12 protein-coding genes and 2 tRNA genes are annotated in these 14,496 nt (G+C 68.6%); 9 read left to right on the plus strand and 5 right to left on the minus strand.

Going from position 1 to position 14,496, the window contains the following annotated elements; translation table 11 throughout:
- Nucleotides 1-84 precede the first annotated feature (84 nt).
- Nucleotides 85-690 (plus strand): HD domain-containing protein, encoded by a 606-nt coding sequence (locus ACIP6W_RS10575; protein WP_066653955.1) that lies wholly within the window; start codon nt 85-87, stop codon nt 688-690.
- A gap of 46 nt (nt 691-736) precedes the next feature.
- Entirely contained in the window at nt 737-1,705 is a 969-nt protein-coding gene (locus ACIP6W_RS10580; protein WP_066653953.1) for an AraC family transcriptional regulator, read from the plus strand.
- A 9-nt stretch (nt 1,706-1,714) separates the two neighbouring features.
- On the opposite strand, the gene ACIP6W_RS10585 is transcribed toward ACIP6W_RS10580, so the two are convergent.
- A tRNA-Val gene (locus ACIP6W_RS10585) sits at nt 1,715-1,801 on the minus strand.
- A gap of 344 nt (nt 1,802-2,145) precedes the next feature.
- On the minus strand, nt 2,146-2,856 hold the full coding sequence (locus tag ACIP6W_RS10590) for a hypothetical protein (RefSeq protein WP_066653951.1): 711 nt from the start codon (nt 2,854-2,856) through the stop codon (nt 2,146-2,148).
- Nucleotides 2,857-3,493: 637 nt separating this feature from the next.
- On the opposite strand from ACIP6W_RS10590, the gene ACIP6W_RS10595 reads away from it, so the two are divergent.
- On the plus strand, nt 3,494-5,698 hold the full coding sequence (locus ACIP6W_RS10595; protein ID WP_066653949.1) for a phospholipase A2: 2,205 nt from the start codon (nt 3,494-3,496) through the stop codon (nt 5,696-5,698).
- A gap of 489 nt (nt 5,699-6,187) precedes the next feature.
- On the plus strand, nt 6,188-6,832 hold the full coding sequence (locus ACIP6W_RS10600; protein WP_144411285.1) for a hypothetical protein: 645 nt from the start codon (nt 6,188-6,190) through the stop codon (nt 6,830-6,832).
- Nucleotides 6,833-7,699: 867 nt separating this feature from the next.
- Here the strand turns inward: ACIP6W_RS10600 and ACIP6W_RS10605 are convergent.
- Together ACIP6W_RS10605 and ACIP6W_RS10610 are read right to left on the minus strand one after the other, a co-directional pair.
- Nucleotides 7,700-7,775 (minus strand) — tRNA-Val (locus ACIP6W_RS10605).
- A 221-nt stretch (nt 7,776-7,996) separates the two neighbouring features.
- On the minus strand, nt 7,997-9,592 hold the full coding sequence (locus ACIP6W_RS10610) for a long-chain fatty acid--CoA ligase (RefSeq protein ID WP_271825425.1): 1,596 nt from the start codon (nt 9,590-9,592) through the stop codon (nt 7,997-7,999).
- Between the two features lie 486 nt (nt 9,593-10,078).
- Here ACIP6W_RS10610 and ACIP6W_RS10615 point away from each other — a divergent pair, with 486 nt between their 5' ends.
- The 3 genes from ACIP6W_RS10615 (at nt 10,079) to ACIP6W_RS10625 (ending at nt 11,038) form a co-directional block, all read left to right on the plus strand.
- Nucleotides 10,079-10,642, plus strand: a complete 564-nt coding sequence (locus ACIP6W_RS10615) for a MarR family winged helix-turn-helix transcriptional regulator (RefSeq protein WP_066653947.1) — start codon at nt 10,079-10,081, stop codon at nt 10,640-10,642.
- A gap of 79 nt (nt 10,643-10,721) precedes the next feature.
- Entirely contained in the window at nt 10,722-10,871 is a 150-nt protein-coding gene (locus tag ACIP6W_RS10620; protein ID WP_400429378.1) for a hypothetical protein, read from the plus strand.
- The gene (locus tag ACIP6W_RS10625) at nt 10,868-11,038 is read left to right on the plus strand and encodes a hypothetical protein (RefSeq protein ID WP_158407745.1); all 171 of its coding nucleotides are present in this window, start codon (nt 10,868-10,870) and stop codon (nt 11,036-11,038) included. Before ACIP6W_RS10620 ends, ACIP6W_RS10625 begins: the two co-directional genes overlap by 4 nt.
- Here the strand turns inward: ACIP6W_RS10625 and ACIP6W_RS10630 are convergent.
- A complete protein-coding gene (locus tag ACIP6W_RS10630) occupies nt 11,011-12,765 on the minus strand; it encodes an AMP-binding protein (RefSeq protein WP_271825653.1) in 1,755 nt (584 codons plus the stop codon). The genes ACIP6W_RS10625 and ACIP6W_RS10630 overlap by 28 nt on opposite strands.
- An 83-nt stretch (nt 12,766-12,848) precedes the next feature.
- Between ACIP6W_RS10630 and ACIP6W_RS10635 the strand changes: the two genes are divergently transcribed.
- Both ACIP6W_RS10635 and ACIP6W_RS10640 read left to right on the plus strand, forming a co-directional pair.
- Nucleotides 12,849-13,406, plus strand: a complete 558-nt coding sequence (locus tag ACIP6W_RS10635) for a hypothetical protein (protein ID WP_400429382.1) — start codon at nt 12,849-12,851, stop codon at nt 13,404-13,406.
- Nucleotides 13,407-13,470: 64 nt separating this feature from the next.
- Nucleotides 13,471-14,466, plus strand: coding sequence for an aldo/keto reductase (locus tag ACIP6W_RS10640; protein WP_209682957.1), 996 nt, complete (start codon nt 13,471-13,473; stop codon nt 14,464-14,466).
- Nucleotides 14,467-14,496 lie beyond the last annotated feature (30 nt).

Here is a 14,496-nt window from a genome sequence, read left to right on the forward strand (position 1 = left end):
GTCCGGAGGCACGTGGCCGGCCGGCACCGTGCCTCCCGTCCGCCGCGTCACCGGTCCGAGCGGTGAGCATGCCATGATCCGGGGGTGCGCATCGACGACTTCCCCGTCCCGGAGACCCCGGCCGCCCGAGCGGCTGCGTCGCTCGCCACGCGCTACCAGTCGACGGCGATCACGGCGCACGCCGTCCGGTCCTGGTACTGGGCAGCGGGCTTCGCGGCGCTCGACGGGCTCGACGGCGTCGACCACGAACTGCTGTGGGTCGCGGCCGTCCTGCACGACATCGGCACCGTGACCGAGTTCGACAACCACACGGTGTCCTACGAGCACGCCGGTGGGCACGTCGCCGTCGCCCTGACGACCGGGGCGGGTTGGGCCGTCGAGCGGCAGCAGCGCGTGCTCGACGTGATCGTGCGGCACAACTGGCCGGACGTCGACGTCCTCCTCGACCTCGAGGGGCACCTGCTCGAACGCGCGACCGGGCTCGACGTCTCCGGTGCGGGGGCCGAGCTGCTGCCGGAGTCGTACCTGCGCGAGGTGCTCGCACGGCACCCCCGCGGCTCGCTGGCTGCGGAGTTCGGCGCGTGCGTCGCCGACCAGGCCGCTCGCAAGCCCGACACCGCAGCGCGGCGCCTGGTCGACGGCGGTGTCGTCCGGAAGCTCGCGCAGAACCCGCTCGAGGCGCTGTCCTGACCACGACGCGCGCGCGAGGCTCAGCCGGACGTGTCAGCATCGGATCATGACCACCGCCGAACCCGACGTCCGTCACGTCGTCGAGGCGTCCGGCGACGACCTCGACGCGGCCCGAGCGGTGTTCGAGTCGGCGTACGGTGCCGCCGGGTTCCTGCCCGAGCGGACCGAGCGGGACTTCGGCTACCGGTTCCGATCGGTCGGTGGCGAGGGGATGTCGCTGGACTCGAAGCGCTTCGACGGTCGGATGGCCGGCGAGGTCGACGCGACGAGCCACTACTTCGTGACGTGGGTCAGCGACGGCGGCGGACTGCTGGACATCGACCGCGACGAGGTGGCGCTCGCGCCCGGACGCCCGATCGTGTTCCCGAGCGAGCGCCCGTACCGCTTCGACCTCGCCGACGTCCGGCAGAACGTGGTGCAGTTCGACCGCCGCACGCTCGAGCGCACCGCCGCCGAGCTGCACGGCACGGAGCCGGCGCCGCTCGTGTTCGACCACGCCGCGCTGCCCCGACGGGAGGACGTCCGGACGTGGAACGCCGAGCTGCGGGCCTCCGCGCAGGTCGTCCTCGGTGCCACGCCGCTGTCCCCGCTCGCGATGGCCGAGGCCACCCGGCGCACCGCGCTGGCGATGCTCCGGACCTTCCCGCACACGACCCTCGCGCCGGCCGCGCCGGTGCCCGTCGGCGCACGGGGCCGGGTGCAGCAGGCGATCGAGTACATGCACGCCAACGCCGACGTCCCGATCACCACGACCGACGTCGCCGAACACGTCGGGCTCAGTGTCCGCGGGCTCCAGCAGGGCTTCCAGCGGCAGGTCGGGATGTCACCGAACTCGATGCTCCGCGGGATCCGCTTCGACCGGATCCGGACGGAGCTCCGGTACCACTCGGTGGGCGAGACGACCGTGGCGGACACCGCACGACGGTGGGGGTTCGCACACGCCGGGCGGTTCTCCTCCGCCTACGCGAAGCGGTTCGGGGAGCTGCCGAGCGAGACCCTGCGCGCGCGTCGCTGAGCGACTGCGTGGGCCCTGCCGGGATCGAACCGACGACATCCACGGTGTAAACGTGGCGGACCGCGCAAACGTCCGCAGCGATACGCAGCGCTTCCCAGTGATGGCGCGGAAGTAGCTTGCGGACAACTGCGAACAAAAGCACCCGGCTGCGCGTGGTCACCGGCAGCACACCGGCAGCTTGTGCCGGTCGTCCTCGAGTTCCCCGCCGTGGCGCCGGCCTCCCCTACGCCGACGACACGCACCGCTACCGCCTCGGCCGCCGATATCGCCGCCCAATGAAACGGCGGCTGCCTGGCGACGCTCGGCAGGCGGCGCGAGCACGGCGTACTCCCCCCCCCCCCGCGGCAAACCGCTAACGTGTGTCGCGCCGTGCACGTAAAGGTCCGCCGCCGAGCAGCTGCTGATGCTTCCGGCCGAGACGACAGGCGCCCACCTCGGAACTACTGGCCGAGCTGTCCGAGCGCCGCTGCGACACCGTCATAGCCGAGAGTGGCCGCGTGTGTGATGGCACCCGTGACCGCAGGGACAATCAGCTTGGCCGCGGCGTCCCGCCATCGGGGACTACGCTCCTCGTCCGCCTGTCCGGCTGCAGCCTGCATGGCAACCCAGAGCCGCTCAGCAGCGCTCGCATAGTCGAAGCCCCCAGCGAGCGTCTCATCCTCCATCGCATCGCGAATCTCGCGCACCAGCTTCACCAAGTAGTAGCGAAGCTCCGCGCTGATGGTCTGGTCTTCCTCAAGGAGGCCAATCGCTTCGTCGACGACGGCACTGAGCCGGTCGAGTCCGCCCGGCGCGATCCTCCCCTTGGTCGCTTCAATGAGGGTGCCCAGCATCTGCAGCTGCCCCATCGCTGCTGAAGGGAATGCCGCGCCAGGGTCGGACTGCTGACCCCAAGTGGTCCCCGCATTGGCCGCCATGCGGCCCCATTGCGGGAACGACTCCCTCGAGACGTAGACGTTGAGACCGTCCGCCTCCATCTCGCTGAGCGCACGATCGATAGCCGTGAGCAGAGCGCTGGTCTCGAGCATCTTTGTAGTCGCAACCATCGGGTCAGCGTTCCAGCCTCGGGCGTCATTTGCGACCACGCCGGCTGCGGCCGCCTCGCGCCACTCAAGGAAGATGTCGTACAGCGCGTATGCGGCGTTGATCATGAGAAGAGCCTAGGTCTCGCGTGGAAGAGAGGCTCGATCGCCGGCATCGGCTTCGGCGCTTACTTCAACATCAATGTTGTCGAACCCGCCGGCTGTGACCCGGACACGATGGGTCGTCACTCCTTGCGGGCTCGTGGGTCTTGAATCTGGAACCCACTGGTACCGGGTCAGGCCTTGCGATGGTGCGCGTCCTTGTGCCCTTGATCCGCGTCGTTCCGCGGTTCTGGCTGGTGTGGAGCATCGTAGCGTTCGCGTCGCTACGCCCTTGATGTGCCCTTCCTGCGCATCGTTTTAGGACCCAAAACGGACCCTGCGGCCCCCCGGCGCGTCGCGGCGTTGTGGCTGTTCACGCTGACTTGCGTGAGAATGCCCCACCCTCTCTTGCGTTCGATCAGCCCAGAGCTCCAACTGGACAGCTGTTCGGCGCTAGCCATTTGGCGCTAGCCGACTGGCTGGGATCATCAGCTCGCAGGTTGACATAGACTGAGAGAACGCTCAGCCCATTCCGGAACTATTACCTCTGAACTGGGATTTTTCTGGCGAGCCCCTCTTCGGGGGACCTGTGCCGGTATTCAGACTTCTTCTAGCCTTCGCGAACTGACGGCAACCCGTGCTGTCAGCTGACCTAGGGGGTCTCGTGCGCACGCTGCTGCACAGGCCGCGCCAGAGGAAGCGCAGCATCGCTGCCGCAACCCTGAGCGCGCTCGCAATCCTTGGCTCGCTGCTGGTCGCAACGCCAGCGCAAGCCCTCAACGACACCGGAACCGGCGGCGTATTCGTCCCGGCAACCGGACGCTTCCTCGACACGGGGAGAAACATCGGCGGCTTCGACACCCCGATGCCTGCCAAGGGCTGGCGCACCGTCCAGGTGACCGGCAAGAACGGCGTCCCGGACGACGGTTCCGTTGGAGCTGTATCCGTCGTTGCGACCGCGGCGAGCATCTCGCATCAGGGCATCCTCTACGGGCGCCCGAACGCAGCCGCGAAGACGACGCTCATGGGTATCTACGGTGGTGAGAGCGAGCAAAACACCTCGTTCTCCGCTGTCCTCGCGGTGAATCCCGACGGCACGATTCAGGTGCAGGCCGAGACCAGCATCCGGCTCATCCTCGACGTGCAGGGCTACTACACCGCCAGCGACGACGGTACTGCCGCCGGCGGCTTCGTCCCGCTGAACGGCTCGCGCATCGCTGACACCCGCTCCGGGCTCGGCTTCCCACAGCAGACCATCGGCGCCGGCGAGCGTGTCGACCTGCAGGTCTCCGGACGCGGCGGCATCCCGAAGGGTGCTTCCGGCGCGATCATCAACATGATCGCCGTCAACCGCACCGCCTCCGTCGGGTACCTCACCCCGTACGCCACGGGCGACACCCGTCCGTCGAACTCCTTCAACTACGCCGGCAACGTGCCGACCTCGATGCAGGCGCAGGTCAAGCTCTCCGCTGACGGCAAGATCACCATCTACAACAACAACAGCACCACCGACCTCGTCGTCGACACCCAGGGTTACTTCACCGCCGCTGGGAAGGGAGGCGCCGTCTTCACTCCCGGTGCTGGCCGTGCGTACGACACCCGCTCCAGCGGCAACACAGTCATGGGAAAGAACGAAACCCGTTCCATCCAGATCGCCGGCAAAGCAGGCGTCCCCGTCATGGGCTCTGGTATCAAGGCCGTTGTCCTCTCGCTCACCTCGCTGAAGTCGACCGCTGGTGCCGGCAATGCGACGGTGTGGGCAGACGGCACAACCCGCCCGAACACGACGTCGATCAATTTCGACGAGACTACGATCCGCACGAACACCATTACGGTACCGCTCGGCGCGAACGGCAAGGTCGCAATCAACAGTGTCGCTGACCCGACCGACTACGTTTTCGACGTCCAAGGCTGGTACAGCAATCCTCAAGCCCCTCGTCTGACTTGCGCCGCTCCGTTCGGGGCTGGAACATGGACCGCTACCACGGGAAGCGATGATATTGCGGCGTCTTGCACTGTAAGCGCGCCTGCTGCAGTCGAGGCTGGGCAAACGGTCGACGTGTACCTGAACGACCTTCCGCTCGAGTCTTATTCACTGAATGACACTACGACGTCCTCGTTCACCTTCACGACTCCACCCTTGTCTGGGCTAGTGAAGCTGCGTGCAGAACTGTCCAGCAGCACGGGGTTGGCGCCCTCCGTGGCCTACGAATTTGGGGTTGGTCAGTGGCAGAACGAGGCATTACAGCCAAGTCTTGCGAACGGGGCAGTGGTGAACCCGGAAGTGGTTTCCCTTTACCCGCTTCCCCAGTCAGGGCTCCTACCTGGCGATGCTGCGATCGCTTATGAGCTCCGCGACCTGACAACCGGCGTCACGCAGGCGACCACTACTGGTAACGTCCCGCTCGGCCTTTACGACCTTCCCCGAGGGCACTCCTACTCATGGAAGGCGAAAGTTTCGGCTGCCACCGCATGGGACGAACGAGGCGATATTCAGACCGCAGATTGGTCGTTCCGAGTCGCGAACGAGGGGGAGGACGTTCCTGACGCCACCGACCCCGAGCCGACCGCGAGTGGGGAGATGACCACTTTCGCTGCACCCAACGGTTGTAGCTATTCGCCCGACACGTGGGGTAAGGCGAAGTTCAGGCCCGCTTGCGACGCCCACGACATCTGCTATGGCAATAAGAAGAAGATTAACCGCCTGACCTGCGACGTCGCGTTCCTCGGTAACCTTACGTATGCTTGCAACAAGGCTTACCCCAAGGGTGCTACGCGAAACTCTTGTGCTGGTGTCGCTGGTGGCTACTACACCGCTGTTCGTGGCGCTGGCTGGGCCTTCTATAAGGGAAACGGACGTAATAACTGATGAGAATGCCAGGGGTAGTCGTTGCTGCAATCGTTCTTCTTGCGGTCGGTTTCGTTGCAACTGCAATCGGCTCTGTATGGACCATACTGAGTCCTCCCGGTGGGGGCGTTAACTTCGCTGCAGGATTGATTTACAACGGAGGAATGCTGGTCGGTCTAGCTGGCCTCGGTTTTGGAGTTGCCGCTGCTGTTACTGCACGTCGTAGGTGAGGTCGTAGGCGCTGATCCGGACGGCGACTAACGACAGGTACGCGTAGATCCTCGAGCATGCCCGATCTTTTCGTAAGTCCCCTCAATACAAGCACCCTCAGCCACTGGACTGAGGGTGCTTGCTTTGAGGGGTGTTCGGTGGACCTAGAGGCTCTTCTTCACTGGGGAAGACAGCGCGATGGCAAACCTGCTGCTGACCTGATCGACCAGAGGCCTACCGGCGCCCCGGACGGCGCGGTCGTGATGCCGATCGACGGCGGTCGATGCAAGACTCCCACGCATGACACTTCCTCTATGGCTGCAAATCGTCACCCTTGCCGTCCCCGTCGCCGTCGCCGTGATCTCCAGCATTCTGGCGTCGCGGGCCGCGGGCAGAGCGCAACACGCAGAGGCGGAGGCTGCACGTCTTAGAGCGCTTGAGGAGCGCACAGCGCAGAAAAAGTTCGAGCTGTATCAGCCCTTCCTCACAACGCTAAACGACCTTCTCACTCCGAATCGGAGCGCGGCCGCTCTGGCCGGTATGGAAGACGTCATTACGAACTTTCAGGGCTTCGTGACGGTTTGGGGTTCGGACGAAGTGATCGAGACATTTTACCGGTGGCGCACTTCAGCCAACTTGAATCCGCCGAACTTGGTGACGATGCGACTCATGGCTGATCTTCTCGTGGCAGTGCGTCGCGACATCGCTTGGCCTGATACCAAGGTGCCGACGCTTTACATGATCGGTCACCGAATCAAAGACATTCACGAACATCCCGAGATGGTAAAGGCGATGACACTGCCACTAGATCAGTTTTTGGCGAGCCAAGATTGGACGCCGCCGTTCACGGTCCCGACAGGCACGGCAGGAAGAAGCCAGCGGTCAGCAGCTAACCCCAAGCGTCTGACTGTTCACGAGTCCAGTAGTGGTCGGGACGAACAGTGAGCCGGCGCTGGCCAACGAAGGAGACGGGGCCTTGCGTCCAGCGGAACTGCACTCGCCAAGACGAACGAGCTGGCTCCGACGCTAACGCGGCGTACTCCTCTTCAGTAAGTGGCACCCTGTGGCCGACCTCACTCTTGGCATCCAAGACCGGAGCGAGGCTCGTCCAGGGCGTCCATCGGGCCTTGCCCTGTCGAGTTCGTACCTTGACGTGCCGCGCTGACCCTGCCCCGAGGTTACGGAAATACAGCGACCAGTAGGGCTTTCCGTACTCGGCCGACACATCGTTACGGATCACGTGCATAAGCGGCACTGGCTCTTTGAAGTAGTTGAACAGCAGCGCGAAGGTCGCAACCAAAGCCGCATAGATGGAGAGAACGAGGGAGAGCATGCCTAGATTCTGGAGGTTGTAGGGTCAACGCAAGGGGCGCCGCTCCGATGCATCATCTGTCGAACCTGACCTTAGCGCGGCTTGCACGGTGAAATTCGATAGGGCCGGGATTGGACCAAGGTCTAGCCAGTAGACCGCCTGTATGACGCGGCTCACCGTCATGGAACTCGATTGTCGACGTACTCGCCCGACTTACACTCCAAGTTCGGCGACTCTTCGCTACCCCTGGCTTGGCACAGCGTCGCTGCGAAGAGGCCATCAGCGTGCAGTCATTGGAGGGCACGATCGCGGCACAATCTCAGGCACCACTTCAAGCGGGCCGAGCGGCGTGCATGCTTCTCCCAGCGTCAACCGCGGCGCGCACACCTCAATCCCCCAGCTCCCAGGTTAGACACCGGCAGCTCACCGGCAGCTGCCCGGATTCTCCTCCCGCCGGCCACACATTATTTCCGCATGGTGGGGCCTGAACTGGGTTTTTCTGGTGGGCCCTGCCGGGATCGAACCGACGACATCCACGGTGTAAACGTGGCGCTCTACCAGCTGAGCTAAAGGCCCCTGGAGTCGATCCTAGACGCTCGGTGGGAACACCCTGTCCACGGTCCTGCGGTGATCGGGGCGGTGTTCCTCGTCTTGGCCACGGCTGACGAGCAACGCCGCCGCCGGGCGGCGCCTGGTCCACGCGCCCGCTGACGTCGGCGACGGTCGGCCGCGAGCACGATCGCGACCGGTCCGGAGCGCGAGCCGCGCTCCGGACCGACGACCCCGCCGCGGGGCGCTCAGCCGAACCGCTCGACGAGCTCCCGCTTGAGCACCTTCCCGCTCGGACCGAGCGGCAGCGCGTCCACCACGTGCACGACCCGCGGGTACTTGTACACGGCGATCTCGTCGGCGACGAAGCGGATCAGCTCCTCCGAGGTCACCTCGGCGCCCTGACGGAGCACGACCGCCGCGGCGACCTCCTGCCCGTGCACCTCGTGCGGGATCCCGAACACGGCGGCCATCGTGACGTCCGGGTGGGCGGCGAGGACCTCCTCCACCTGCCGGGGGTACACGTTGTAGCCGTTGCGGATGATCATGTCCTTCGTGCGGTCGACGATGGTGAGGTACCCGTCGTCGTCCTTCCGCCCGAGGTCGCCCGTGCGGAACCACCCGTCGACGATCGCCTCGGCCGTGGCCTCGGGTCGGTTCAGGTAGCCGTTCATCAGGTTGTGGCCGCGGATCACCAGCTCGCCGATCTCGCCGCGCGGCAGCAGGACGGTGCGGTCCGTGACCTCGGGGTCGGCGATCTCGATGTCGACACCCCAGATCGGCGTCCCGATGGTGCCCGGGCGCGGGGTGGCCCCGACGTGGTTGAACGACGCCACCGGCGAGGTCTCCGTGAGCCCGTACCCCTCGTGGACCGGCGCGTCGAACACCTGCTGGAACCGTTCGAGCACGGCGAGCGGCAGCGATGCCCCGCCGGAGATCGCGTACCGCAGGTGCGGTCGGGCCTCGGACCGGGTCGCGGCGTCGAGCAGCGCGATGTACATCGTCGGGACGCCCATGAAGATCGCCGTGTCGTGCTCGACCATGGCCGCGAGTGCGGCGTCGCCGTCGAACCTCGGCAGCATGACGATCGTCGCGCCGGCGCGGAACCCGGTGTTCATGGTGCAGGTCTGCCCGAAGGTGTGGAAGAGCGGCAGCGCACCGAGCAGGACGTCACCCCGACGCATGTCGAAGGTCGTGAGCAGGCACGTGTTGACCTGTTCGAGCAGGGCGAAGTGGGAGCCCTCGGCGCCCTTCGGCTTTCCGGTCGTCCCGCTCGTGTACAGGATCGTGGCGGTGTCGAACGGGTGGCGCGGGACGTAGGTGTCGAGCGGTTCGCTCGTCGCGGCGACGGTCTCGAGTCGGTCCGGAGCGCCCTCGGCGTCCGCCGGGGCGAGCACGCTGAGCACGTCGACGCCGGCGGCTGCCGCCCCGGCGCCACCCTCGCCGAGCAGGGGGGCTGCGCAGACGAGCAGTCGGGCGTCGCTGTCGCGGAGCACGAACTCGATCTCCCCGCGCTTGAGCAGCGCGTGCACCGGCACGACCACCGCGCCGAGCGCGAGGACGGCGTAGTAGACGCGCGGGAAGTCGGCGACGTTCGGCACGAGCATCGCGACGCGGTCGCCTTCGCGCACACCGCGCGCGCGGAGGCCGCCGGCGTAGGCGAGGGTCTGCTGCCACAGCTCGGCGTACGTGGTCCGCTGGTCCCCCACGACGACCGCGACGTCGTCCGGGAACCGCGCCGCGGACTCGGCGAGGATCGCGGCGACGGAGGCGGTGGCCTGGGTCGTCCGGGCGCCGTGTGCGGCGCCGGGTGCGGGGTGGCTGCTGGTGGTGGTGCTGGTCATGCCGGCCTTCCGTCTCCCGTGACGAGTTCTCCTCACGGAGCCTACGGCGCTCGGGCCTCCTCGGTCTGGACGCGCGATCTCCGGCGCGCCCCGGCGACCGCGTGTCTGGACGTCGGCTGCACGCAGTGCGCGCAGCGGCTGTGGGCTTGCGCTCACAGCAGGATCGTGTTCAATCGAGACGTCGTGGTGCGGGTCAGGCACCACGGCACGGGCGGCCGGTCTGTGTTCGGGTCACGGATCGGCCGCCGCACCCGGTCCTCGTCCGCGCATCGGGACGAGACCGCTGCGGGACGAGCCGCTCCGCGGCAGTGAGCCGGTGCGTGCCGGACGGGAGGCCCGCAGCCGACCCGCCTCGCGCCTCCCGTCCGCCGGGTGGCCCGCTCGAGACCGGTGTCGTGGGTCGCCGACCCTCGTCACGTACCCCGCTGCTCCCCGCGCGCCCGGACCGGCTCGGTACTGTCGGGCGGACGAGGTGAGGAGGCTGCGATGACCGAGGACGGCACGCACGGAACGTCCGGGTACTGGTACCCGGACCGGCCGGCGAGGACCGGTGTCGAACTGCTCACCGCGATGCGGCGCTACCGCGCCGCCGAGGTCGCGATGCGGGAGCGCAAGCGCCGGTCGATGGGGATGAACGCGACCGACATGGAGGCGGTCCGCTTCCTGCTGCGCGCCGCGGAGCAGGGCCGCGCGGTGCGGCCGGGCGACCTGACCGCGCACCTCGGGATCACGTCGGCGTCGACCACGGCCGTCGTCAAGCGACTCGTCGCCAGCGGGCACGCCGAGCGCCGGCCGGACCCGGCGGACGGCCGCGGCGCCCTGCTGGTCGCGACCGTGCACAGCGACGACGAGGTCCGGTCCGAACTCACCGACGTGCACGCCCGGATGATCGCCGCGGCGGACCGGCTGTCGCCGCAGACGGTGGTCGAGATGCAGGCGTTCTTCGCCGAGGTGATCGACGCGATGGGCGCCGACTCACCCGCGGACGAGGCCGACGGCGCCGCCCGCCCGGGTGCGATGGCCGATATGCGTACGCATCCACTTCGGTAGTTAGACAAACTAGAGAAATCGGAGCAAGCTGGCCCCAGTCGCCGATCGGCGGCGACCCACAGCACGGGAAGGGCCGGCCATGAGCACCATCGACGCGACGAACTCGCAGTTCTCCGAGGTCCGGGAGGCAGCCCGTGGACGGGTCCTCGCCACCCTGGCGACCAGCCTCGGCATCGTCGCCGTGACCGTCGCCACCGCTGCCGTCACCGTCGTCACCCTCGGGGCGTGAGCACGGTGCGCACCGCGAACGACCTCCGCGAACTCCAGCGCCACCCCCACGAGTGGCACCGCCGCGGCCTGCGGCACCCCGACGAGATCGACGCCCTCGTGCACCACCGCACGCACGGCGACGTCCCGCCCGAGCCGACCTACGGCGACTTCTTCCGCGTCGCCTGAGCCCGTCCCACCGAGCGGAGCTCCGGGAACTGGTCGTCCCGCCACTCCCCCTCGACCGACACACCGCCCGACGCCGCGGACTCCTCGCGCTCGCGGAGCTCGACCCGTCGGATCTTGCCCGAGATCGTCTTCGGCAGCTGCCCGAACTCGACTCGGCGGACCCGGGCGTACGCCGGGAGCGCGACCCGTGCGTGCTCGAGCACCGCACGAGCGGTCTCGGCCGTCGGCTCCCACCCGGCCGCGAGCGTGACGTAGGCCTTCACGACGTTCAGCCGTGCGTCGTCCGGTGCGGGGACGACGGCGCTCTCGGCCACGGCGTCGTGCTGCAGCAGGGCGCTCTCGACCTCGAACGGCGACACCTTGTAGTCGGAGGACTTGAAGACGTCGTCGGTCCGGCCGATGAAGGTCAGCTGCCCGTCCGCGTCGCGGACCGCGATGTCGCCGGTGTGGAAGAAGCCGTCCCGCATCGCGTCGGCGGTGCGCTCCGGGTCGCCGAGGTACCCGGCCATCAGGTTCGTCGGCCGCTCGGTCAGGTCGAGGCAGACCTCGCCCTCGTCCCCGACGCGCCCGGACAGCGGGTCGAGCAGCGTCACGGCCACCCCGGGCAGCGGACGACCCATCGCCCCGGGTGTCACCGCCCCACCGGGCACGTTGCCGATGATCGCCGTCGTCTCGGTCTGGCCGTAGCCGTCGCGGATCGTCAGGCCCCAGGCCGCCTGGACACGGGCGATCACCTCGGGGTTGAGCGGCTCGCCCGCGGACACCACCTCGCGCAGCGCGCGCGGCCTCGGTCCGAGGTCGGACTGCAGGAGCATCCGCCAGGCGGTCGGCGGCGCGCAGAACGTGTCGACGCCGGCCTCGTCGAGCTGCGCGAGGAGCCCTGCCGGGTCGAAGCGCGGCGTGTCGTACACGAAGACGGTCGCCTCGGCGATCCACGGCGCGAAGAAGCAGCTCCAGGCGTGCTTGCCCCACCCGGGTGAACTGATGGCCAGGTGCACGTCGCCGGGCCGGAGTCCGAGCCAGTGCATCGTGCTGAGGTGGCCGACCGGGTACGACGCCTGCGTGTGCACGACCATCTTCGGCCGCGAGGTGGTGCCCGACGTGAAGTACACCAGGCAGGGGTCGTCGGTGCTCGTGGTGACCACGGGCCGCACCTCGTCCGCCGGCGCCGGGGTACCGAGGTCGTCCGGGTAGGACGTCCAACCGTCGACCGCTCCCCCGACCACGATGCGCGACGGAGCACCCGTCACCCCGTCGAACTTCGGCGTCTCCCCGTGGTTCGTGACGACGTGCGCGACGCCGCCGCGGTCGATGCGGTCCTGCAGGTCGGCGGTGTCGAGCATGGTCGAGGTCGGCAGGATGACCGCGCCGAGCTTCATCACCGCCAGCATCGTCTCCCACAGCTCGAGCTGGTTGCCGAGCATCAGGAGCACGTGGTCGCCCTTCCGGACCCCGAGCCGGTCCAGGCGGACCGCGAGCCGGTCGGAGCGGGCGGCCATCTCGGCGTACGTCGTGCGCGAGCCGCCGTCCTCGTCGACGATCCACAGCGCCACGCGGTCGTTCCCACGGGCGACCACGTCGAACCAGTCGGTCGCCCAGTTGAAGGTCCGGCCGAGGTCGGGCCAGCGGAACGCACGTCGGGCGGCCTCGGCACGCTCGGTGTCGTGCTCGTCGAGGACCGCGAGCAGTTCGTCACGGGCGGCGCGGTACACGGCGGTCGGGTTCAGGGAGGACACCGGTCGATCATGCCCCACCGGGCACCCCGCGCGCTCGCAGCGGACGGTCGTCCGTCGCGGGTAGCGTCGTCCTCGTGGACGGTGTCGGTGTGGTGGACGAGTCCGGGCGGCTGCGGCTCCTCGGCAGCGCCGTGGCCGGCGCGGCCTTCGGCGTGGTGCTCGCGGTGCTCGTCGCGTCGTCCTGGCTGACGACCACGACGGCGCTGCTCGTCGGGGTCGGTGTGCCCGCGGGGATCGCCGGTGCGGCCATCGGCGTCTGGACGCAGCTGCGGGCCTGGCGAGCCGCCGGCGGCTACGAGCGATCGGCGGCCGTGCAGCGATGGGTCGCGGAACAGCGCGTGCCACCGGGGGTCACGGCCGACGAGTGGGTCCCGGCGCTGCAGGCGCAGGCCGACCGCGAGGGCGCCGGCTGGGGCAAGATCGTCCTCTGCGTGCTCTGGACCGCGATGACGCTCTCGATGGCGGACCAGCACGGCCCGCTCCTGACGGGGTTGCTCGTCGCGCTCTGGGTCGGGATCGGCGTATGGTCCGCGCTCTGGGTCGTCCCCCGCGCCCGCGCAGCACGGGCACTGCTCCGTCGCGGGGTCGCGACCGAGCCGTACCCGACGGAGTCCCGACCGACCGAGTCCTGAGCCGACCCTGCGCCCCGGGGATCGTCACGGGACGTCCGCGGCTGCCGTGACTACGCTCGTCCGCATGCAGAGTCGCACCCTCGGCCGCACCGGCCGCTCCGTGTCCGTCGTCGGCCTCGGCACCTGGCAGTTCGGCGGTGACTGGGGTCCCGTCAGCGAGCAGGACGCCGCCGCCGTGATGGACGCCTCGGTCGAGTCCGGCGTCACCCTCTTCGACACCGCCGACGTGTACGGCGACGGTCGCAGCGAGCAGCTCATCGGGGCATGGCGACAGGCCAACCCCGACGTGCCGCTCACCGTGACGACCAAGATGGGTCGACGCGCCGACCAGGTCCCCGCGAACTACGTCGCGGCCAACTTCCGCGAGTGGGTCGACCGCTCCCGGCGCAACCTCCGGCAGGACACCCTCGACCTCGTGCAGCTGCACTGCCCGCCGACCGCGGTCTTCGAGGACGACGCCGTGTACGACGCCCTCGACGCCCTCGTCGCCGACGGGTCGGTCGCCGCGTACGGCGTCTCCGTCGAGACCGCGGACCAGGCGCTCACCGCGATCGCCCGCCCGCACGTCGCGAGCGTGCAGGTCATCCTCAACGCGTTCCGGCTCAAGCCGCTGGACCGCGTGCTGCCGGCCGCACGGGAGGCAGGGGTCGGGATCCTCGCGCGCGTGCCGTTGGCATCGGGACTGCTCTCCGGGAAGTACACGACCGAGACCACCTTCAGCGAGGGCGACCACCGCAACTACAACCGTCACGGCGAGGCCTTCGACCAGGGCGAGACGTTCAGCGGCGTCGACTTCGCGGACGGCGTGCAGGCCGCCCGGGCGTTCGCGGCGGCGCTGCCCGAGGGCATCTCGGTCCCGCAGGCGGCGCTCGCGTGGATCGTCGCGCAGGACGGCGTCACCGCCGCCATCCCGGGCGCCAGGAACCCCGAGCAGGCCCGCTCGAACGCCGGAGCACCGGACCTGGTCGACGGCGGCGCACTCGACCTCGGCGCCCTCGACAGCACGGTGCACGAGCTCTACGACCGGTGGTTCCGCGCCACCGTGCACGACCGGTGGTGAGCCGCCGGCCCGGCACGCGAACCGGCCGGG

This window comes from Curtobacterium sp. NPDC088465 (assembly GCF_044753165.1).
GTDB lineage: Bacteria > Actinomycetota > Actinomycetes > Actinomycetales > Microbacteriaceae > Curtobacterium.